Annotated in this window: 17 protein-coding genes; 4 read left to right on the forward strand and 13 right to left on the reverse strand. The window is 53.4% G+C overall.

The features are described 5' to 3' along the window. Nucleotides 1-51: 51 nt before the first annotated feature. Nucleotides 52-429, forward strand: coding sequence for a response regulator (locus OHL22_RS11990; RefSeq protein ID WP_263337403.1), 378 nt, complete (start codon nt 52-54; stop codon nt 427-429). A 2,067-nt stretch (nt 430-2,496) separates the two neighbouring features. Here the strand turns inward: OHL22_RS11990 and OHL22_RS11995 are convergent. Next, nucleotides 2,497-3,045 (reverse strand): hypothetical protein, encoded by a 549-nt coding sequence (locus OHL22_RS11995; RefSeq protein WP_263337404.1) that lies wholly within the window; start codon nt 3,043-3,045, stop codon nt 2,497-2,499. 108 nt (nt 3,046-3,153) lie between these two features. On the opposite strand from OHL22_RS11995, the gene OHL22_RS12000 reads away from it, so the two are divergent. Further along, nucleotides 3,154-3,375: a helix-turn-helix domain-containing protein gene (locus OHL22_RS12000; RefSeq protein WP_263337405.1), complete on the forward strand. Its 222-nt coding sequence runs from the start codon at nt 3,154-3,156 to the stop codon at nt 3,373-3,375. 1,116 nt (nt 3,376-4,491) lie between these two features. Here the strand turns inward: OHL22_RS12000 and OHL22_RS12005 are convergent. Genes OHL22_RS12005 through OHL22_RS12025 form a run of 5 tightly spaced genes read right to left on the reverse strand, consistent with a single transcriptional unit; the run spans nt 4,492 to nt 7,931 of the window. Continuing rightward, a complete protein-coding gene (locus OHL22_RS12005; RefSeq protein WP_263337406.1) occupies nt 4,492-5,415 on the reverse strand; it encodes an SDH family Clp fold serine proteinase in 924 nt (307 codons plus the stop codon). Then, complete coding sequence (locus tag OHL22_RS12010) at nt 5,400-5,744, reverse strand: DUF6527 family protein (protein WP_263337407.1); 345 nt, start codon at nt 5,742-5,744, stop codon at nt 5,400-5,402. The genes OHL22_RS12005 and OHL22_RS12010 overlap by 16 nt, the downstream gene beginning before the upstream one ends. Next, a complete protein-coding gene (locus tag OHL22_RS12015; RefSeq protein WP_263337408.1) occupies nt 5,729-7,114 on the reverse strand; it encodes a ThiF family adenylyltransferase in 1,386 nt (461 codons plus the stop codon). Before OHL22_RS12015 ends, OHL22_RS12010 begins: the two co-directional genes overlap by 16 nt. Continuing rightward, on the reverse strand, nt 7,114-7,503 hold the full coding sequence (locus tag OHL22_RS12020; protein ID WP_263337414.1) for an E2/UBC family protein: 390 nt from the start codon (nt 7,501-7,503) through the stop codon (nt 7,114-7,116). The genes OHL22_RS12015 and OHL22_RS12020 overlap by 1 nt, the downstream gene beginning before the upstream one ends. Before the next feature lie 11 nt (nt 7,504-7,514). After that, nucleotides 7,515-7,931, reverse strand: coding sequence for a multiubiquitin domain-containing protein (locus tag OHL22_RS12025; protein WP_263337416.1), 417 nt, complete (start codon nt 7,929-7,931; stop codon nt 7,515-7,517). Between the two features lie 85 nt (nt 7,932-8,016). Between OHL22_RS12025 and OHL22_RS12030 the strand changes: the two genes are divergently transcribed. Next, a complete protein-coding gene (locus OHL22_RS12030) occupies nt 8,017-8,223 on the forward strand; it encodes a ribbon-helix-helix domain-containing protein (protein WP_263337418.1) in 207 nt (68 codons plus the stop codon). Between the two features lie 5 nt (nt 8,224-8,228). Here the strand turns inward: OHL22_RS12030 and OHL22_RS12035 are convergent, their stop codons facing one another. Together OHL22_RS12035 and OHL22_RS12040 are read right to left on the reverse strand one after the other, a co-directional pair. After that, nucleotides 8,229-8,813 (reverse strand): Fic/DOC family protein, encoded by a 585-nt coding sequence (locus tag OHL22_RS12035; RefSeq protein ID WP_263337419.1) that lies wholly within the window; start codon nt 8,811-8,813, stop codon nt 8,229-8,231. 1,046 nt (nt 8,814-9,859) lie between these two features. Then, nucleotides 9,860-9,988 (reverse strand): hypothetical protein, encoded by a 129-nt coding sequence (locus tag OHL22_RS12040; RefSeq protein WP_263337421.1) that lies wholly within the window; start codon nt 9,986-9,988, stop codon nt 9,860-9,862. Nucleotides 9,989-10,004: 16 nt separating this feature from the next. On the opposite strand from OHL22_RS12040, the gene OHL22_RS12045 reads away from it, so the two are divergent. Further along, a complete protein-coding gene (locus tag OHL22_RS12045) occupies nt 10,005-10,895 on the forward strand; it encodes an IS1595 family transposase (protein ID WP_263337422.1) in 891 nt (296 codons plus the stop codon). Between the two features lie 244 nt (nt 10,896-11,139). On the opposite strand, the gene OHL22_RS12050 is transcribed toward OHL22_RS12045, so the two are convergent. The 5 genes from OHL22_RS12050 to OHL22_RS12070 all read right to left on the reverse strand — a co-directional run bounded on the left by OHL22_RS12050 (nt 11,140) and on the right by OHL22_RS12070 (nt 20,094). After that, a complete protein-coding gene (locus tag OHL22_RS12050) occupies nt 11,140-12,270 on the reverse strand; it encodes an SDH family Clp fold serine proteinase (protein ID WP_263337423.1) in 1,131 nt (376 codons plus the stop codon). 416 nt (nt 12,271-12,686) lie between these two features. Further along, complete coding sequence (locus OHL22_RS12055) at nt 12,687-14,804, reverse strand: VWA domain-containing protein (protein WP_263337425.1); 2,118 nt, start codon at nt 14,802-14,804, stop codon at nt 12,687-12,689. Between the two features lie 2 nt (nt 14,805-14,806). Then, nucleotides 14,807-17,848 carry a carboxypeptidase regulatory-like domain-containing protein gene (locus OHL22_RS12060; RefSeq protein ID WP_263337427.1) on the reverse strand — a complete coding sequence of 1,014 codons (3,042 nt, stop codon included), beginning with the start codon at nt 17,846-17,848 and terminating at the stop codon, nt 14,807-14,809. Nucleotides 17,849-17,869: 21 nt separating this feature from the next. Next, nucleotides 17,870-19,711, reverse strand: coding sequence for a M56 family metallopeptidase (locus OHL22_RS12065; RefSeq protein WP_263337428.1), 1,842 nt, complete (start codon nt 19,709-19,711; stop codon nt 17,870-17,872). Continuing rightward, complete coding sequence (locus tag OHL22_RS12070; RefSeq protein ID WP_263337429.1) at nt 19,708-20,094, reverse strand: BlaI/MecI/CopY family transcriptional regulator; 387 nt, start codon at nt 20,092-20,094, stop codon at nt 19,708-19,710. The genes OHL22_RS12065 and OHL22_RS12070 overlap by 4 nt, the downstream gene beginning before the upstream one ends. Nucleotides 20,095-20,310 lie beyond the last annotated feature (216 nt).

Genomic DNA, 20,310 nt, shown 5'->3' on the forward strand with positions numbered 1-20,310 from the left:
TCGCGCAACAGACCTTAAGGTCGCTGGAAGAGGCTGAACTATAATGACACTGTGTCTTCGAATCGCCGGCCCCTCATTTTCGTCGTCGATGACCACACGGCAATAGCCTCGACGCTTACAGAGATTCTGGGCGAATCGGGATTCGAGTGCATGGGATTTTCGGACCCGCTTGAGGCTCTTTCGGCTGCTAAATCGAACCCGCCCGATGTGTTAATCGCCGATGTTCTTATGCCAAAGATGAACGGCATCGACCTCGCCTTGCGCACCAAGACTCTATCGCCCTCTACGAAAGTTCTGATTTTAACGGCCCTTATGGATGTAGGCGAACTGATTGGTCAAGCCCGAGGATATGACTTTGACATTCTCCAAAAACCATTTCCCCCGCCTGAGTTGGTAACAAAGCTGAAGTCTCTTAGTGCAAATGATTGAGCATCGCTGGTTTCCGCATTCGGTTGAAAAATGTGTCCTTGCTATACGCCAAACAGCTAGGGATCTACGGTCGATACCAGTTTCGGTCCTAGCTTCTGCGATAACCGCCCTTGAAAAATATCCCTACGTCGGCATCGTTGGTACCAGCCACAGAGCGGGCACTGGATATTCATCCGCCACAACCGCAAAGCATCAAGGGAAGCGGGAAAATTTTCGTTGCAATGTTTGCAGCGAACCACGAAGTTAAACCAGGTAGAGCGAAGCATTTGGGGCCCGACGATGAGCTTAGGACGGTAAGCGGGGAAAATGCAACCACTATCGCTCTCCCCCTGCAAACATTGAAGGGAGCTACATTCGCTCTCTACTTCCCTGCCTTTTTCTGGATAGCCCAGCGCCTTTTAACGGCCGCCGCAATCCGTGCTCTGCCTTCAGGTGTCATGTTCCGCCTCTTACGTGGCTTCTGCACAACGGTACTAGATTCCGGTTGTGTAGAAGCATGGCCTGTGAGTATCTGGAGAGCTTGGTCGATGCGCTGCCGTTCTTCTTTGAGTGCAGTGATTATCTGTTCTGTGTTCATCCCAAAAGTATAAAACGGATTGAACGCGAGTCCGGCACAGGCAGCAAGCGGTGAAATTCAAGGCAAACTGTCGCTTTCGCTCTAGCTCCTCTGGCCGTTAACGCTCCCTCTCCAAATGATTTGTAGTGCATAGTCGAACCGTGTACATAACTCTGACAGGTCACGGCGCACTGGTTTCGACAAGCTGAAATTCTTCGATTCAAATTTGCGCGAACTAGGAATTTCAGCCCAGACTGCGCACAGGGAGAGAGCTACTTGCCCACCATCGATCATCAGAAAATCGCCGCTATTGTCGCGCTCATTCCGCTCTTTGGGTGGGGCATAAAGTGTCTTGCTGATTTGTGTTGTTTTGGATCGATCATTACGGCGAGAAAGGCGTTCTGGGAACTCAGGCAGAAGAATATCGAACGGCCAAACGCCGTCTTGTTCTCAGATGGCATCAGCCAGATTCATCCAAACAAGCTCCTCATTCCGAATCTGCCAACCAAAGACCGTTGCCGGGTGGGAGCCCCGGCACATGTCTGTGACAATTGGGACATAAATGTAGGATCGATTTAGCTCCCTTGGCTTCGAAGTCGATCCTTCCTTCTAACATATGATGACACTCAATACACTCTTTCTTGAAAGTCGAACTGTGCATTGCTTCTCCCTTCCGTATGGCAAGTTGCCGACGAAAGAGTAGCCCAATGCTGCCCACTGAAAAACAGCCCATTTTGAGGATTTTCAACTAGGTTTTGATTGAATCTTCAACCCGAACTTGGTTTTTAAGTTATATATTTTCAATAATTTACGTTGACGTTCAGTTCCTCCTTTGCAAGGATTGACACAAGTAACAATCAGTCAACTTCAATTCACAAAGGAATGAACCATGCAAGATACTGTCTTGGTCGAACCACTCGTTTGCCTGCCTTCGAAAATCAACACAGATGGAGATATACACGCTGCTCTGCTCAATTCAAACCAGTTTTCGCTCGGACACAGCTAACACTCGATGATCTCAACTGCTACACAGATGCCCGTGCGCCAACCGTCAATTTGGTTCAATTTGCTGACTCATCTATCAGTGATGCTGAGATTGTGCGAGTCGTCCGCGCTGGTATCGCCACACACCAATTGAACGAGGCTGATCTTCGGTCGGTCGCAATCCTTCTATCGCACGAGCCGGTCTTTCGCTCGATTCGACTTTGCAAATGCAAGCCTAATCTCCGCACAACATGCGGATATTATGAACCCTATTCTCCGCATCGTGTCATCTCTGGCCGGCCGTTGATCTCTGATGCGTTTGGTCAGCTCAGGCCTTGCTCGATATCTTTCATTGAATCTGATTAGTTAGGACACGCAGGCAACTCCATCACGCTAGGGCGCTATTCCCACATTTTGCCTTCAATCTAGGACTAAGCCGCAGTGAAGGTGGAAAAGCTGCTGGTTGCGTAATTCCACACTCCATTGGAGTAGACCTCGTTTTCGTGGGGTCCGAAGCTGGGAGACAACTAAGCTGAATCTCGGTCAGGTTCTCTTGCTCGTGTACAGCCTAACTTAGGGCTGTTCGTCCGGTTGGGACTCCTCCAGAAACTGTACCCGCGGCGTAGCCGTTGTTCTTTGCGCTCAGCCTCCTGTCGTTGGACTTCGAGGTAGGCGTCTTCGGGATCTCGGAACTTCCTCTCCTCGTTTACTCGCAGCCTCTCAAAGAGCCATTCCTCTGTGAGTTCGACATCGTTCATAAACGAAACGATGTCCTGGCTTGCGCCGGCCCGGACACACTGAATCAGCGACTGGTAGTAGGCCACGGATTCGTGTTCGACGCCAAAGCGATTCGAGACCTCTTCCAGCAGGTCAACGAGCTTCTGCGAATGCACATTGATCAGATAGAGGCACTCATAGACTGGAAATCGCAGAGGAGGCGTGCCTTCGCCGGCGTGTGCCATGGCGGTGTGCCAAAGGCGTTCCCGTTCGTCCTTCTCAGAGCGGTCACGGAAAAGCTCTAAAAAGAAAGGACTTGTGTCGCGGGCGCTCGCGCCGGTGTGTTTAGAGGCAGCCATATCGTCGCCTTTCAGGAGAGGGTAACGTGTGTTCAGTAGTTGGCTAAAATGCTCGCAGATTAGTGTATACACTAAATTTAGTGGATACACAAATTTCATTCTTAAAGGATGAAGGCGACAGTCTCTGTCCGGCTTGGCCAGCGGATTAGAAAAATCAGAAGAGAAAAGGGTTGGCGGCAGATCGATCTCGCCGAACACTCGGGTGTGCACGAAGTTCACATTTCCGACATCGAGCGGGGTGCGCGAGAAATCTGCCTCAACAATCTCGTGGCTCTTGCCAAGGGGCTCGGTGTTTCAGTGTCAGAGCTCGTCAAGGGTATTGACGGCTAGCTCACGGTCATGTCCACCAGGTAACTAAGCGTACTTTTCGATGCCACACTTGGCCGGGTACTCGTCCGGCAGGTCGAGCGTGACCGAGTATGGCAGCAGCCGCGCATTGAGCTTGTCGAAATGCGAGGTACTGAACCCTCGTCAGTATCCCCACCACTAATCGTGAACAAAAGCCAATTCTTGGCAGAGGCAGCTGTGCCTCGCGTACGCCGTGGTTTCAATCAATTCAGGGGATAATAGAATCAGGCGCAGGTCCCTCCAGTGCTGAGCTACACAAACTCTCTCGCCGGCCCGAAATACTGGGCAGGCCGGACACAGGGGCGTTACCGATGAAACCACCAGTTCACCCCCAGCCTGAATACAGTTCTGATCAAACCGCCGCTCTTGCACTTCTCAAAGATGCAACCAGCGTTCTTGATGAGTGTGGTGTCGAATTTGTCGTCGTCGGTGGCTGGGTACCGTACTTATTTCATAGACACTTATTCGGGCATCCAGGAACTTTCGACGCGGATATTCTTCTTCATTCGACGAGTTTGGAGGATGGCAGCTTTACCCTGGCTGCGGAACGCCTTCTGGGGAATGGATATTTAAGGGCAGTCAAGAACCGGTTCAAGCCCATCGGATCATGCGTGTGAATGCTGAGGATTTGGTTTTTCATGTCGATTTTCTCAACGAGACAAATCAAGGAGAAGAACTGAATATTGTCGGCGGGAAGGGACGACTTCAATCAATCTACACGCCCGCTATGGAGGCAGTTTTCAAGTACACTCCGTTTCGATTCCATGAGGATCTCCCAACGGTCCGGTTCCCCTCGGTCGAAACCTGCATCGCGAGCAAGGCTGCAGGTACCCTAGTCAAAAACGTCCTCGCGATGCCTTCGACGTATTTATCTCTGTCTCCGACCAAGACGCCACTTCTTTCGCACTACGTTGGATGGAATTGCAGAGGGACGGGCTATTTAGTGATGCGAATAAGGCATTGGTGGAAGCGATTGATGAAGGGGACGCCATTCCGAAGATCCAGGCGCAACTTTCAGAACTAAGATCAAAGACAATTCCCAATGCAGAGGACATCGTCAAGGCGTTTTCGTTCCTCGCAAGGTGAACGGTTTCCCGACTAGATATCGAGAGGTAATGAGGCTCTAGCCGACTCAAAAAGTTTCTCTTTGCCAATCACTGCAAGACGCAGATGACAATAAAGCTCCCAATAACGCTGCCAAGTCGCGTCTTCGCTGGGCATATAAGTGACATTCAAGCCAATTTCTTTCGCAGTTTCATAGCCGATCATTTGGCTATGGGAAGGAAATCGCTTCGTGTCCATCAGGGCAGCAGCGATGGCGGTATAGTTCAATCCAACACGCTTCAACAGGTTCTCAGCAAGAGTCTTCGCACGGGTTCGCACAGCGTCAAAGGTCCGAAGAACCGTCGGATCGAAACTCTCCAATTGAATCTTGAATACAGGATCATCAGGAGCATTTCTCAATTCAGTCGCAATGGCATCAAAGGCGTCGAGGTAACTCAATACAGAATGAACGATTGTGTTGCCTTTTCCGTCCTTTAGTTCAAGCTGTGGATCAATCGTCCCGAGTTCAGATGTGTCACTCATCACGATCTCATCCGCTCCAAGCGCCATCAATGTGCCAGCGCTCTTTGCGGCATCAGTAACAATTACACGCAAGGAAGCCGTTGGAACAACCGCGGCCCGCAACATATTGATGAGTTTTTCTGCGGCATCAACATCCCCGCCGAAAGTATGGAGCATCAAGTCGATCGACGCGCCTGGCTGAACGTTATGTAAGAGCTCAACGATGCCTAGAGCATCGTTTCGATTTATTTCACCTTTTTCGCCGCAGATGTAGCACAAAAGTGTACGACCTGTTTGTTTTTCGAGTTCGCGAATGAGCTGCTGACGCTGATAGCGTGGCGCGTTGATAGCCATGTACATCGGCGTCTTGCGATAGTTAGGCGCCGACTGGCCGTTAACGCTTCCCTGGGGTTGCGTTGGTTCCTGCTGATCTTGACCGTTCAATCCTTCGCCCATAAGACCTTGCCTTCCCGAATGAAGTAGTGGCAATACACTCCAGAATCGGAAGAATTCACGCTTGGAGAAATCGTCAGTCGTTTTTTCTTACCAAAGCTCACTCGCCAATGAGGATACCGCGTTGTGTCAAGATTCAAAAGAATGCGGTGATGCAAATGGCATGGACAGTCAAAAGCAATCCACTTGTGTTTTTTGCGTGCAACAACGAGCACTGCGCCATTTTTTGGAAGCGTAGCTGGAATCTCATCCGCCGATTCTATTTCAGCGACGATCCGCCAAGGCCGAGAGGTAAGGCGGGTCCACCAAGCGAGTTTTATACGTCTGGCCATGTCTGCTCCAGGAATGGTGAGCCAGCGCCCCAGCCCCATTTATTCGAATCCATATGACAGTAATGCCGATCCCGAGAAGGCCGAGAGTTCGTCGAGACTTCTCGTTCATGAAACCTCAGGAGAACCTCACTCGGCCGTGGTACAGGTCCATAACCAACAAGCCGTTCGATCATTTCTGCGACCGCCGCTGCAGCAACAGCGGTTGTGAATGCCACCACTGCCGGCTCAATTGCGCCCAGCGCCGGCGCGTATCCTTCGTCCTGTAATCGATGACGTTCCTCTGGGTCCATCAGTTCGGCTGACGCTCGCTGTAAGTCGATGCGATCGCGGCACACTAAACATGCTGAACCGGGGGACAGCACAGTGATGCGTCCGTTGATGTCAGATAATGTTCCGTCTTCTACGCTGCTGAGCAGCACTCCGACATCAAGAACGGGAGTCAGGAGATATGAGGAGAGCCGGGAAAGGACCAGCCGTCCGGCATTATCGTCAGTGCATCCAAAGATCAGATCGGCTGACGTCAGGCTGAACGCCGCTGGCAGCAGAGTAATCATGCTGTCGATCGTGGTGCAGTGTGCATCGGGAGCGATACGTCTAAGATGAGACCCAACCACCTCAACCTTCGGTTTGCCTACATCGTCTAAAGTTGATCCGTAAAGGCGGGTCACATTGGATTCGGATACAGTGTCACCGTCAATCAGCGTGAACTTACGTACCCCGAGGCGTACTAATTGTTCGGCAACTGAAGATCCTGTTCCGCCGCACCCGACGATGGCCACCCGAAGGTCGCTCAGGGCTTGTTGCATAGCGGGTCCGAACGCACGGATATTGCGATCAAAAATAGCAGGCATAGTTTCGGTATCAGAATCGAGGGATGAAACGAGCTTCCATCGGTCACCGACGACCCAAAGGCGTTCTATCGGCTCCGCGGGGTCAGTCTCGTGCTGGAGAGTTCCGGTGAATACACATCCTTCAGGGCGTGGGGAAACGATCAAGGTACCGTAGAAAGAACTGCCGGTCCGAATTCGGAAGAGATCAGCTATTTGGCGATCCACTTCATGGTCGTGACGGCTCGGAATAGGAGTGCCGTTCCAACCTGGGTGCGTGTGGAACCAAATGGCGGTGTCTCCGTCCTTTTCTGCGTGAGCCAAGGCCGCGACATAGCCGGTTGACGGAATCACTAATCCGTATGTCTCTTGCTTGATATATTCATGTTCGGGAACCCACCTCACTGCACGACCCAAGAGCCTCCGACTGCCATCAGACGCCTCCAGCACCCGTACCAATAAAACTCCCGCGACTTCCAGCTCCCCTTGGGCTGCTTGCGAAAGCTCTTCCATTAGTTGCGTAGTCAGGACGAGGGTTATCATTATGCGGCCCTCAGGTTTGCAGCGGATTCCAGTTCACGTTTGACCAAAGCAAGATAACTTTCGAGCGAATCAATGCCAGATTTCCAAGCGCCAGCTGGCAGATGCCGCGACCACCGCTGCCATTGGCGTCCCAAATGCGACTCGATCTGCTGCGTCGCCGCGATCAAACGGCCGTCAGGACGGCCAATCGCAGGGCTAAACCACCACATGTCCGGCGGAACATCTGGATAGCCTGCTGATAGTCGAAGCAGCAGATCCGCGACACGGCAATTTAATCCAGGGGGAATCGGGTAGTTCCGAATAACAATGCAGGTAATCCCACCTGCTGTAGAAACGGCATGTTCTAACGATCGTGCAGTTAACGCATCTATATCGCTTTGCGGCAACATTGCTTCTCTCCTTATCGGCGCGCTCCAGGGTTGATCCGCGCCGGCGCGGTGAAGAAGCGAAGCCCATCCCGCATCTTTACGACCTCTGTATCCTCGATTTTTCTGTCCGATCCGCCCGGCACTACCTCAAAAAGGTCCCGATCGGGTCCAATGGGCGGTTTTGGCAGGTTCCGCAGTTCGCTCCCCGTCATGCTTCGTTGATGGACGTGATAGTCTTGGCGGTCAATCTTGATCACAAACTCCCGTTTAGCCTCCACTTCGAAGGCATGTACCTCAGATGCTTCCTTCTTCTCAAAAGCGCGCAGTGCTTCTTGTTCGCGCACTTCAAATTTCTCAAGCCGCTCATGCCGCTGTCGCTCGAACTCCTCAAGTTCTTTGGCCTGTTTACGCTTGAATTCCTCCAGCTCCTGATCGATTCCTTCGGGCATCTGTCGGCGCCTCCTGCACCGTGATACCACGGTATCAAACAACCGTGGTATTGACAAGTCAAATAGTCTGAGAGAGGATGCTTTTATGAAGCCTTCTAAGGCAATGACGATTCGATTGTCCGCTGACCAAGCCGAGGCTCTGGAAACTGTAGCCACGGTCGAACAACGGCCCGTCGCAGAAGTGATCCGTGCCGCCATCACAGCGCATGTCGAGAATCGGCGCAACGATCCCCACTTCCAGGACGAACTGCGGGGACGTATCGATCGGGCTAAGAAGTTCCTGCAACGCTGATCGACTTAGATCAGAAGATTTCCAAGCTCGACGATCAGGGGCTCCCGGTTGCCGAAATAACTGGCAATCATCGCCGGCAGGAACGTGGTTCGATCCAGACGCTCAAAGGCAAAGGGATGATTGACGTTTGCTCCGATCAGACCAATGAATGCCATCTGAGAGCGTCCATTTCCTTCACGAAAAGGATGAATAGCATTGAGTTCTCCCAAAAAGCGAGCGATCTCCTGAAGAAATGCACTCGAAGTCAGTTCAACAAAGGCTTCCCCGCCACGTAGTCCTTGAAAGAGCGCGTCCATCTGCGCGGGAATGTACTCCTGATAGCAGAAGAAGTTGCCGCCCTTCGATGTTCGTACTGTACGATACTGGCCCGCCCAATCGTAAACATCCTGAAAAAGATGATGATGCACAGCTCGATAGTGGACTGTATCGAAGATGCCTTCTGGCAGAGGCTCCTCCGCACGGAGCGTTGAGATCTCTATCTCGAAGGCATCAAGCGTGTCTTGGTCTTGGATGTTAAGGAGATTCTTGAGAACGGTCGTGCCAGGATAGCAATACGGGTCATCGAAGGCGTCATAGCCTTCAATGTTCATCCGCGCTTCCGCGCGCCTGCGAAGGCGCGGATCGTCTCTGCACGCCGCTGCGCTTGCGGGAGAGAAGCCGTTCGTTCTAGACGTTCCTCACTCCCAGAATGGAGCTTCAATCCTTCTACCGCCGAGATGGCCGCGAAGCTCTTGCTCCCCAACACAAACTTCTTTGAGGAAACCCGCACTTTTTCGGCGCGCTCATTCATGTTTCTATTTTATCAGTGATTATGGAAAATCCATAGGCAATATCGCCGCCGGCGCCTTATAGTCGTCCGAAAGATCCTGCCGTCGAACCGATCGACTCCGGCACACATTTGGCACACACGACCGTCCTGAGAGCAAGAATTGTCCTAAGTTTCTCCAAGATTTACATTGATCCGGGCGCGTCAGTGGCTGCACAAAGTCGGACGCGTCGATTTGCAACGATCACTTTTCCGACTAGCCGGTTTTTCGACAACTTGGATTTGCGCGCCGCCTCGACCTGCTTCAGCGCAGCGATGATCTGCGCCTCCGTATGCCTGCTCCTTCCCATCTTCTTCCCCCTCCGCTTCCAGAAATCCTAATCACTTCTGTACGGATCCAGGGGTGCAGGTCACCCGCACCTTGAATCGGCAAGGTGATTAAACCCAACCTGTTGGCGTGGCCTATTTGCATTGGACCTCTTTAGAACCTCAGCTCCCGCCTACGGTTCATTAGCAATCGGTACAAGAGTACAGCCGCTCTATCCATCTTGGTAACAACTTCATATTGCCGAAGCTATGCAATTTGCCGAGGATGATCATCCTCGGCCGGCAGAAGTCGCGGTCGGTCAGATTCGTGACGAACTGAGCCCTCACCATGCCCTTATTCTTACAGAACTCCAGATAGAATCTTTGCAGACCCTGTTTGAACTCACCTATGACCTGTTTATTAGTAGTCCCGGGATAGTACTGAACTCGCCCAACGTGGATATTTGCAGGCTGCGCGGGCCATACGGCGAGCCTCGTTTGAAGATTATATATTTGACAAAAGTAATAGATAGAGCGATGCTCGTCTCATGGATGAGCTAAACGCTACTTTTTCTTGGGCTTGCTTGCAGATGCGGAGGGTCGCAATTGCTTGCGAATGTCCTGTTTCAGAGAAGCCAGCAGTTTGCGGGTTGGAACCTTCTTTAGTTCCGTCTGTTTGCTCGTCTCGTTCATGCGTGGAGCGCTCCCTATGACCATTATCGACCTTTGCACGACGTTTTCAAGTGATGATCGGTGCCGTGAAATGTTGGAGCGCCTGAAGTGGCCGAACGGCCCCGAGTGCCCACGCTGCAAAGGATCGGCCATCCGTCTGATCACGAACGCCAAGATTCTGTATTGCAAAGATTGCGACTACCAGTTCACGGTCACAGCCAATACGATTTTCCATGATTCGCATCTCCCGCTTATCAAGTGGCTAACAGCCGTGTACCTGCTCTGCGAGTCCAAGAAAGGCATGAGCGCGAACCAGATCAAACGCACCTTGGGTATCAGCTACAAAACAGCGTGGTATCTGTGTCACCGTATCCGCGCGGCAATGGCGACGGCTGAGAAGCAAATGCTGGACGGTACTGTAGAGATCGATGAAACGTATGTCGGCGGCAAGATTAAGAAACATCGCGGTCGCAGCAAAGCCAATAAGGAGATCGTCATCGGCATCAAGCAACGCGGCGGAGATGTACGGTTCTTTGTGGCCGAAGATGTGAAAACCGGAACGTTGACGAAGTACATCAAGGAGAACGTCTCGGCTGACGTAGACGTGATTATGACCGATGAATTTCCGGTTTACCCCACAGCTATCATCAAGGCTGGACATGGCAACACCCCACACAAGACTGTCAATCATCGCAACGGCGTTTATGTGGATGGCGACCTTACGACGAATGGCATAGAAAGCGCATTTTCATTGCTCAACCGCGGCATCATCGGAAGCTGGCACAAGGTCAACGCCAAGCACCTTCCGGCCTACCTTGAGGAAATGCAGTTCCGCTTCAATCGCCGTCATTCCAAGACACTGTTCCTTGAAACGCTTCAGCACATGATTACGGCTGATCCGCTGACATACGAAACCCTGACAGCCTAAACACATACGCTCGGCCATTGAAGCCGAGCGTATTAAATGACCTCTGTTTTCGCTGACTATTTACAGGGCTCCGCCTCTTTAGAAGCAGGAGGAGGAGTGGACGGCTTTTGTGGAGAACGATCCATCGGTCGGTAATCAGATTCCTGCCTGTTACCGGAGGAACCTAAACGCTGCGAAGGCAGCGGAGAGGTTACATCTAATGGGAATGCTCCCCACTGTTGTCGTGCTCCCTGATTGAGATTGTTCATGATGATTTCCTCTCCTTTCTCTGGGACTGCACCGGAAGATTCTCCCAGACACTAGACTTGACAAGTACATTATACCGAATTTGCATGTCTGGAGTCCTATGAGAGAGTATCTTCCCTTTGACCTTATGCGCAAATGCCACACGAGGCGATTCAACGATTGCGTCTGTATATCCATAATCGACCGGTTCGACTTTGGACGTTACGGCGTTATTCAAATCGCTTAGGGTTGTGTTGTAATGACCGGTTGCCGTTGCGCAGAGGGGAACATCCAATTGCGGAACCGGGGCCAGCAGCTTAGAGGCCTCGGAGCTGTTCAGTAATTCACAGATAGGGTCGAATGGTTCTCTTTCCTTGAGTTCCTCCTCAAGTAAGAGCCAAGCTTGCCACATCAACGCATCCAGGGTTGAATCCGATTGGACATTTAGCCCGATGTTTTTTGCTTCTTTTCGGTTAACGGGATAACCATGCGATTGAAATTTGCGGTTCATATGGTCAATAATTGCGTGGATTTTCGCTTGCCCCGTTTCCCCAGAGTTCATGTGTTCAGCGAGCAAATTTCCCCCCATGTCCTCCGCAAGCTTCGAACTGCGTGCAGTGAATCCTATGCCCAAGCTTCCCACTTCCTGACAGGTTTTTTCGAACAGCGTTCGAATATGCTCCTGATCAGTAAGTTTCAGTTTTTCCCGCACAAAATCAAGGAATGCGCTAATGTCTTCAGTTGAATACGACCGCGATTGACCGCTCGCATCTTCCATTACTATCTGGAAATCAATTGGCCCCAAGTTGCCATTTGGGTGCATCATAATCTCGTTTGCGCCAAGCGCTACCAGAGTCGCAGCGCTGTATGCGCTTTGAGGTATCAGCACCGATACTTTGTCCACGCGTTGCCTCAAGAGAGAGGAGATGCGCCAAGCAACCATAGGGTCGCCTCCGAAACTAACAATCAGGAAATCAACCTCCTTTGTCTCGGGGGGCAATTTGTCAATTTGCTCAATCAGGCACGGAATTGCATCGCTGGACATCATGGACACGACGCCCTTCCTCTTGCTTGTTACATAGACGATAAGCGGACGCTTGCGGTAAGCCTCAATCTGCTGATAGAGGGCTATTCTTTTATCCAAACTCATGCACACGCTCGCGGACAGGCTGAAATAGGGAACTCACACTGATTAGTGTTGGAATGCGCCACCAATGTTTCACAGTCTCGGGAGCTATGGGAAGGAAAAATCTACGACTTTAGCGGCACACGCACGCATCAGGGGAAAATTCTAGAGCACATTCCCAATTCGTATCTTTGGTCAAGTATATAACATTCCCTCGTTTTATCGCGTCTGGCCGGCTATCGAGAAGAATGTATTTCCTCATCTGGACCGCTTGGAAGACAATCTTAGCCAGAATGGGATCTGAAAAAGTAGCCTGTTCTCGCAAGAGATCGTCTACAGAATCAAACACCGACTTCCGCTCACTATGGGATCGTCTCAGTTCTCCGCCTCCAACATCGGCTTTCGTTGCGTGACGCCTTGAACAGCGCCTTCTTTTCGACTCACTTCACAAGCAGAACCGGCGCACGCCAGAAGTTCGCCCTTTTCGTTGTGGGATCGAGAACCGTCACCTGGCAATCGTACTTGCCTGGCTCAAGACTATTCACAGAGAGGTTGAACGACATCGGCATCGTACCCAGCCTGCTCGTGGCGCTCGGCGCAAGCCGCTCCGGCTTGGTTTCATATACCTTCTTGCCATCCTGATACAGGCTCACGAATGCAAATGCCGGTTGCGGACTCTGCTCCATTGCTTCCTTGTACGCCTGGAAATATACATAGATCGCGCGGCCTGAACTGAATACGCGCGTCACGCTCGGAACCAGTTTGCGCCCGTTGTCCACAAGCGGGTTCGCGGCCTCGTCTTTCTGACGTTCTTTTGTCTTCGTCGCATCGTAAAGCGCGTCGCTCAACGCTACCTTCTGGCTGCTCAGCACCACAGAGCTCATGGCCACGCGATCCTGCACGCGGTTTAAGTTCGGAATTGTAAACGTCGTCTCGTAGGTTCCAATACGGCCTGTCTCATCGTCACGCGCCAGAAATTTGATCTTGTACTTGCCTGGCAGCAGCGTAAATCCTGAATCGTATTCAATCGGTCGCTGTGCCAGCTCCGCCGCCGTCGCATCCGAAAGTTTGATGTTTACGTGATCGCGCACATTCGTGACTGTGATGCCGCCAACCATGTCTTTAATCTCGCCTACAAAATCGATAAGCGTGTGTGTCGCTCCCCCTCGCTTGGCCAGCGCCAGCTCGCGGCCTGGAATCTTCACAATCACCGGCACAAAATACTCTGCGCGATTGATCTGGAAGTAATCGATCTCCATTGCAATCGTCAGATCGGTGATCGGATCTTCGAGCATCAGCGCATCTTCAAGCTGCCGTTCCTTATCCACGGTAGTGAATTTCGCAAACTCCTTATCTGCGTAGTAGCCTTCGCGGTAACTCAAATCCGCTTCCGTCTTGTCTGTCAATGAGATCTTGATGCGCCGGAACCGCCCGTTCTTTGCTGTATTCGTCGTGTAATAGCCGAGAATGTAGTAGTCTTGCGTAGCCTGCTGTGCCTGCACAATCCCCATTGTCAAATCGTTATTGTCCAGCAGCGCCTTGCCACCGCTATCACCGGCTAGCGCAAATAGCGTGTCCTGCGATTTTTGGAAATTAGCTTGCACAGCCCCAGCGCTTCCACCTGTATAGAGAGCCGAACTTCCCGCCGACCCTTGCGTCGCATCGCCTAGCGGAGCCTCTGCCACGAGCCCGCGTGCATCGATCGGCCAGAACTGCACACCTGCCTTCACCGCCGCATCCACCGTCGCATGCAGTTGCGCCTGATTGTCGATGCCATTGAGCCGCAACCCGCTTGCAAAATACAGCAGCGCCTTCTTCTCGTTTACGCGGCCCAACGACCGCGCCGCCGTCTCAAGCGCCGAGAGTTGCCTGTCCGTATTGAAGACGTTGAACTCACTGTCATCCTGTCCAAACGCTGATCCTGTATCCGCACTGCTTGAATCATCCACCGTATCCGTCGAGTTCTGGCCTTCGCCTACAACCATCGTTTCCAGAATGCTCAACAGCCGGTTGCGATCGCTGGTAAAGTCCTGCAGAATGTCCACCGATCCACCCTGATATCGCAGAAGCGCAATCATGTCCGCTGCAGTCATTTGCGTGCGGATAAATTTCTCTGCTGCGCCGAGCGCGCGTAGCTGGTCGCCGGGTGGCATCGTCGTCATATCGAAGTAGAAGGCCAGCAGCCGATGATTCTTGTAGCGATCGCTCTCCATCGACTCCGGGGCAATCTGCGTGCGCGCGAGTCTGTTGTATATCTTGATGTCTTCATCGCTGGCCTTCATCGCTGGCAGCGATTTCATTTGCGAGCTCAGGTCCTGATGTTCGCAAAAGCGCACGGTCTGCGGCGCGCCGTCTTCAGTCAGTGCAAAATCCTTTGCCGTCAACCCATGAACGAACTTCCCCTGCTTGTCCTTCACCACCACCGCTTCCACCACGAGCTGCGACTGCACCGTCAGCGTATAGCTCTGCTGATCGCCTGCAGGCGCATTCGTTCCAATCTGCTGCGCGCCAGCAACAGCAGAGACCACAAGAAGCGCGGAAGCAATCAAGTCTCGCATCGCTAGAACCTCACGCGCAGCACTGCCTGCAGGTTGCGCATCGCGTTGGCGGATACCGGTAATCCAAACTGCGTATTGCCGAAGACAGAGTTCCAACCGGAAAACGCCGGATGATTCAGAGTATTCGTCGAGTCCACGCGCACATCCAGAAACCATTTCCCGTGCGGACGAAACGTGCGCTGCAGCGAACTGTCTAATGTGAAAAGATCCGGCCCTGTAATGGAATCGCGCCCTGCGTCGCCCCACGCACCCGCCGGCGGCGCTTCATACGCCGCGGGATTCAGATGTAGCCCCGCAGCTCCACTGTATAAAGGCTCGCTCGTCCTGTCCGGACGAATCTCTCCTGAAAATCCCGTGCCAGGCGTCACCGCCGGGTACACCGGCGTCTCCGGCATTCCCGTTCCCCATGCGATCGTTGTCGTGACCGTCCACTCCTTGAAAGCACGCCCCTTCCATCCACTCATCAGCGTTCCGCCGTGCAGCCCCTGTCCGGTCGTATATTGCGCCTGCAAGTTCAGCAGATGGCGCTGATCGAAGCTCGACAGCGACCGCTCCCCGCGCGCATCGAGCCAGTTCTGCGCAATCGCCGCAGACGAGGGAATACTCGCAGACGGCACCGTACCCGGCCCGCTTGCCGTCGAGTGTCCCGCGCCGCCCAGATATGCTTCGTCGTCAATCGACTTCGAATAGGTATACGTCGCCGATGCTTCAAATCCGTTCAACAATCGCCGCCGCACTTGCAGTTGCCCCTCTTGCCGCGTTGAGTTGCCCCCAGAAGTTTCGTATAGAAATCCCGCTGGACAGTCAGGGCATGGATTCGCAGCGCCGATAGGATAGCTGTTTGGCAGCATCTCCTGCGGCCCATGCGTCCCCTTTGTGCCGCGATAGGTTGCAACCGCCTGCAAGGCAAACGGCAAATCACGTTGCACAATCAGATTCCACACCTGCGCATAGCCCACGCGAAACCGCGGGTCTACCGCAAACGTGCTGCTCGTAAACGACGAGCAATTTTGGAATCCATTCGCCAGGGTCAGCGGACACGATGCGCTGTTCTCCACGCTCAGACTCTTTGACAGCGGCGCCTGCTGCGCCATCTGGTTCACAATCCGCAGATAGACCGAGGTATCGCTATAGATGCCGTACCCACCGCGCACAATCACGGATGAAGCCGCAAACGGTCTCCATGAAAAGCCGATACGCGGCTCTACCACCGAGCGATCAGGCTGCATCAGCGATGAAGAATAGTGCGTTCCAGTCACCGGCCCAACCGGATCGCTGCCCAATACCGGCTCAGCCGCGGTAAAGCCGCTAGCAATATCCAGATTGACTAGCCGCCCGAACAGTTCTGTCATCGGCGCTCCGTATTCCCAGCGCACCCCTGCGTTGATCGTCAGCGCCGAGTTCACGCGCAGATCGTCGGTTGCGTAGGCGTCATACACCGATTCGCGAAAATACTTGTCCGCATTGCCAAAAGCAATTGCACTGGCGTCGGGAACACCCACCAGAAAATCCGCCAGATCCGATCCTGTTGCCGCACCAGTGAATGTAAATGCACCACGCGGATTCTGCTGCGCCAGTTCATTGTTTTCCTGACGCCTGAAATCGCCGCCTGCTGTAATGTTATGCCGCCCGCGATAGTAGCTCGCGGTCAACGAAACACTATCCGTGCGATCGCGATTGAATGCGCTGTTCGCATCACTCAGAGCCGCCAGACCACTGACAAAGTTCAGCCCTGGTGGTCCCCAGTTCGTTGGGTCCTGATCGTTCCCCGTAATTCCCGCAGCGCCTGAAACGTTCGTATGGTTCTCGAACTCCGGCACAATCTGTATCCGCTGTCGGCTGAACTCGAACCCCGTATTCGCGAAGAGATGTGGATTGAACCGGTGCTGCCAATGCACATTCGAATTGAGGCCCAGCGCATCGGTCTTATCCACAAAACCAAAGAGATTCTCGCTTCCTGCCCGCGTGCTCTCCAGATTGAATCCACCAAATAGCTGGTCTCTGTGTCCGATCGTCTTATCCAGCCGCAGTTGCGCAGTATCCTGATGCACCGAGTTCAGCACCGCAGCCTGATAATTGTACGCCGGCGTACCCGTAATATTCGGCATGGGAAAAAGCGCCAGCAGCGTCGCAGCCTGCGGGCTCACCGGCACTTGATTATTTCCATACGCCTGCCCTGTCGAGGGATTCGTAATCGTTACCGGCAAGCTCGACAAATCGCCGTTTCGTTCAGCTGCCGTCGGTACCAGACCCGTATTGATCGCGGCATTGCTCACACGCGTCCACACATATGCCGCAAATAGATTAGGCCCATGCGGCATCACATGCGGAACATTCAGCGGGCCGCCAAACTGTACCGCGCTTGTCACGTGCGTATAGTCGCTCTTCGGCGCCGTAACACCGCTTACCGCATAAGGCCGCGCATCCATTCCGGAATTGTCTACAAACGTCACAAATCCGAAGTTGTACAGGGATCTTCCGTTCCTGCGCGCATTACCAAACGCCCGCTCGATCGTGAACTGCGAAGTCGCCGAATTATTCTGGCTCCCATTCACCAGAAATCCATCCTGAGCCTGCTCGCTTTCTCCAGGAGCTTTGGTAACCTCTTTCGCGGCCCCTTCATCTTTCTTGATGCTCTCGGGCTTCTTCACTGTGGCAACACTCGGCGCTTCTCCTGCGCCTGCGGCAGGCGCAGGCACCGAGCCAGCCGTCAGTTGCTCCACGCTCTCAATCGCCAACTGCCAGTTGCCCGCGACTGTCTGTGCATTGATCGTCAGCGTCGCATGCAGCGGCTCGAAACCCTGCATCTCCACATCGATCGTCCACTCGCCATCGGCCACATCGTCAAAGTAGTAAATGCCGCCGATATCTGTCGCTGCGGTTAATTTTTTCCCGTCGTGCGTCAGCGTCACCGTCGCGCCAGGTACCGCGATGCCGCCAGACGTCACCTTGCCTGAATAGTGCTCGGCCGCAGTCGCAATCAAAGCCCAGCAACCCAGCATCAGACACACAATCCCATTTCCGACCGCTTGCCAACGGCGCATCCGCAGTCTCCAGCCTTTCAACTAATTCGGCGAAGGTTGACTAACCTGATCGATCACAATCACATCCACCGGCTCTTTCTTCGCCTCCAGCTTCAGCCCGAGCTGTTCTTGAATTGCCGTGACAAGCGAGGGCCCTGTAGGAGATGTTGACGAGCCTCCGCCTGGCTCTGGCCCACCTTCTGGGCCTTTCGGCCCCATCCGCATGCCCTGTTCGGGCACCCAATGCAGCGCAAGGTCATAGTGGCCAGTTAGTCCGGTTTTATCGACTACGGTAGCTCCCAGTTGCATGCTGATCGTGTGCGCCAGGCTCTCCATCGATACTTCCCCGCCCTCCAGCGACACACCCTCGCCCGACATGCGCATCATCAACTTCGGCATGTCCTTGGCGTCGCCTGTCACAGGCTTGGACTCAGCCATCTTCGGTCCACCCTTGGCCACCACCAGCGTATACACCTGCAGCTCTTTTGTCTCATGGTGATATTTCAGGCCAAAGCGATCTTCAAGCAGGGGCAGCAACATCGCCCCGCGTTCCTCCATCTTCAGCTTGCCGAGTGCGGCCACATCCGCCGCATCCACCTTCGCATCGATGTCGAAGCGCTCCGACTTCGTCCAGCCCGGCGCGCCCAGTATGCGGTCTTCAGAAAGACCGAAGGCACCTCGTATCAGCATGTCCAGCGACATCCCGGACATGGTCACACCGTCCGGTGTATACCGCACACCCATCATCATGTTGCCTGAGGGATCATCCTTATGCGGCTTGATCGATGCCACATCAAACTTCGGAAGATTCGGCACAGCAGATTGTGCAAGCACAGTGCTATCCGGCGCCATGCCAAACATACCAAACGCCAGCGGAGCGCCTACGCACGCAATTGCCGTCGCAACCAATGCAATCTTCCGATGAATGCTCATCTTACGATCAACCTGATCGGACATGATACGCAGAATCCTCGCTTTCAGATCCGCACCGGTAATGCCTGAAATGCATGCCACCGGCGATTCAACACAAAACCTGCACGCGGTCAGCAGGCTCTCTGCATAAATTTCAGGCCTGCTGGTCTGCTGCACTGCGGCCTCATCGCATGCCCGTTCACGCTCCTCCAGCATCCGCGATCCAATCCACCACACCATTGGATGAAACCAGAAGACCGCTTCCACAGCCATATGTATAGCCGCCGTCAGATTGTCCCGGCACCGCACATGCATCAGTTCATGCGCAACAATCGCCTCGACATTCTCGTGGCTGAGCCGCTCCGTCAGGAGCTCAGGCCACAGCAGCACAGGGCGAATGATCCCGACAATGCAGGGTTCGCTCATCTCTATAGACCGCAACAGTGGAATTCTCCGACGCGATCCCATCGCTGTCTCCAGCCTTCGAAGCGCCTCCACTTCTATTCCACTATCGGACAGACACGCATTCCGGAGCGTTCTTGCTGCTTTTCTGCAGCGCAAAGCCCAAATCACAACCACTGTTGTCGCGCCTAAAACCCACACTAGAGCAAGTACCGGCATCAGCGAGCCCGAATGACTTCTCTGTACAGGTGCGTAGACCACAGCAGAATTCTGTTGCCCCTCCGCAAAAGGCTGCCCCACCGCACTCAGAGTCGCTGTGAAGGCTGTTCCTGCAGGCAGCGCACTGGACCGCAGGCTCCCCGAAAGTGTTCCCAACCAGACCAGAAGCGAAAACGGGAAAAGAAACTTAACCGAAGCTGCAAGCCACAACAGATGCCGGGCCTGCGCCCGATCTTTCCTCAGCAGCAGAGTCAGCAGCCACATCAAAATCGCGAAGCCGGTCGATTGCCACAGGTGATTGGCGATCGCAGGCGCAATTCGTCCTGCAATTGCAGTCAGTCCTTCCATCATTCCGGTTTGCCTCCCGACTTGATTTGCTTCAGAGCCCGCTCCGCGAACTCAACGTCTTCAAGAGTCAGCTTGCCTGCCCCGATCAGATGAGCAACTACTGGCCGCGTCTGGCCGCCAAATATTGCGAGAAGATCGTCAACCCACCGCCCCTGTGCGGCTTCGCGTGTCACCGCCGCCGCGAACATATGAAAGTTGCCGACCTTGCGCACACGATGAAGAACCTTCTTCTCTTCCAGGCGATACACCATCTTCTGCACCGTCGTGTAGCCAGGACGCTTCTTCTCCGGAAACGACTCCTGAATCTCCCGGATCGAGGCTTCGCCTTTTCCCCAAAGCGTCTCCATGATCTGCATCTCGAATTTAGTTAGCCGTACTCCAGTCATGCTCTACGACTCCAGTCATAGACACTATGACTGGAGTCGTAATTGCTGTCAAGCCTCTTGATGCAACATCTTTGGTTAAGCGCAAGTATTCATGTCCAGATTCCCAAAGAAACAACAACTGATGCCTCTGCCTTTGGAATCGGGTGGGGGTCTATTTGTCAGACCTGCGGCGCGCGCTATCGCTCTGCGATTTTCAGGCGCCGCAAAATTGACGAG

Origin of the sequence: Acidicapsa dinghuensis, from assembly GCF_025685685.1 — a bacterium.
GTDB classification, from domain to species: domain Bacteria; phylum Acidobacteriota; class Terriglobia; order Terriglobales; family Acidobacteriaceae; genus Acidicapsa; species Acidicapsa dinghuensis.

Excerpts from the sequence above, each read along its gene's own strand:
- OHL22_RS12065 (WP_263337428.1), bottom strand. The coding sequence starts at position 19,711 with ATGATGGAAGGACTGACTGCAATTGCAGGACGAATTGCGCCTGCGATC.
- OHL22_RS12045 (WP_263337422.1), top strand. The coding sequence starts at position 10,005 with ATGACCATTATCGACCTTTGCACGACGTTTTCAAGTGATGATCGGTGC.
- OHL22_RS12000 (WP_263337405.1), top strand. The coding sequence starts at position 3,154 with ATGAAGGCGACAGTCTCTGTCCGGCTTGGCCAGCGGATTAGAAAAATC.
- OHL22_RS11995 (WP_263337404.1), bottom strand. The coding sequence starts at position 3,045 with ATGGCTGCCTCTAAACACACCGGCGCGAGCGCCCGCGACACAAGTCCT.
- OHL22_RS12020 (WP_263337414.1), bottom strand. The coding sequence starts at position 7,503 with ATGTTGCCGCAAAGCGATATAGATGCGTTAACTGCACGATCGTTAGAA.
- OHL22_RS12015 (WP_263337408.1), bottom strand. The coding sequence starts at position 7,114 with ATGATAACCCTCGTCCTGACTACGCAACTAATGGAAGAGCTTTCGCAA.
- OHL22_RS12030 (WP_263337418.1), top strand. The coding sequence starts at position 8,017 with ATGAAGCCTTCTAAGGCAATGACGATTCGATTGTCCGCTGACCAAGCC.
- OHL22_RS12005 (WP_263337406.1), bottom strand. The coding sequence starts at position 5,415 with ATGGGCGAAGGATTGAACGGTCAAGATCAGCAGGAACCAACGCAACCC.
- OHL22_RS12070 (WP_263337429.1), bottom strand. The coding sequence starts at position 20,094 with ATGACTGGAGTACGGCTAACTAAATTCGAGATGCAGATCATGGAGACG.
- OHL22_RS12055 (WP_263337425.1), bottom strand. The coding sequence starts at position 14,804 with ATGCGAGACTTGATTGCTTCCGCGCTTCTTGTGGTCTCTGCTGTTGCT.
- OHL22_RS12060 (WP_263337427.1), bottom strand. The coding sequence starts at position 17,848 with ATGCGCCGTTGGCAAGCGGTCGGAAATGGGATTGTGTGTCTGATGCTG.
- OHL22_RS12050 (WP_263337423.1), bottom strand. The coding sequence starts at position 12,270 with ATGAGTTTGGATAAAAGAATAGCCCTCTATCAGCAGATTGAGGCTTAC.
- OHL22_RS12010 (WP_263337407.1), bottom strand. The coding sequence starts at position 5,744 with ATGGCCAGACGTATAAAACTCGCTTGGTGGACCCGCCTTACCTCTCGG.
- OHL22_RS12025 (WP_263337416.1), bottom strand. The coding sequence starts at position 7,931 with ATGCCCGAAGGAATCGATCAGGAGCTGGAGGAATTCAAGCGTAAACAG.
- OHL22_RS12035 (WP_263337419.1), bottom strand. The coding sequence starts at position 8,813 with ATGAACATTGAAGGCTATGACGCCTTCGATGACCCGTATTGCTATCCT.
- OHL22_RS12040 (WP_263337421.1), bottom strand. The coding sequence starts at position 9,988 with ATGAACGAGACGAGCAAACAGACGGAACTAAAGAAGGTTCCAACCCGC.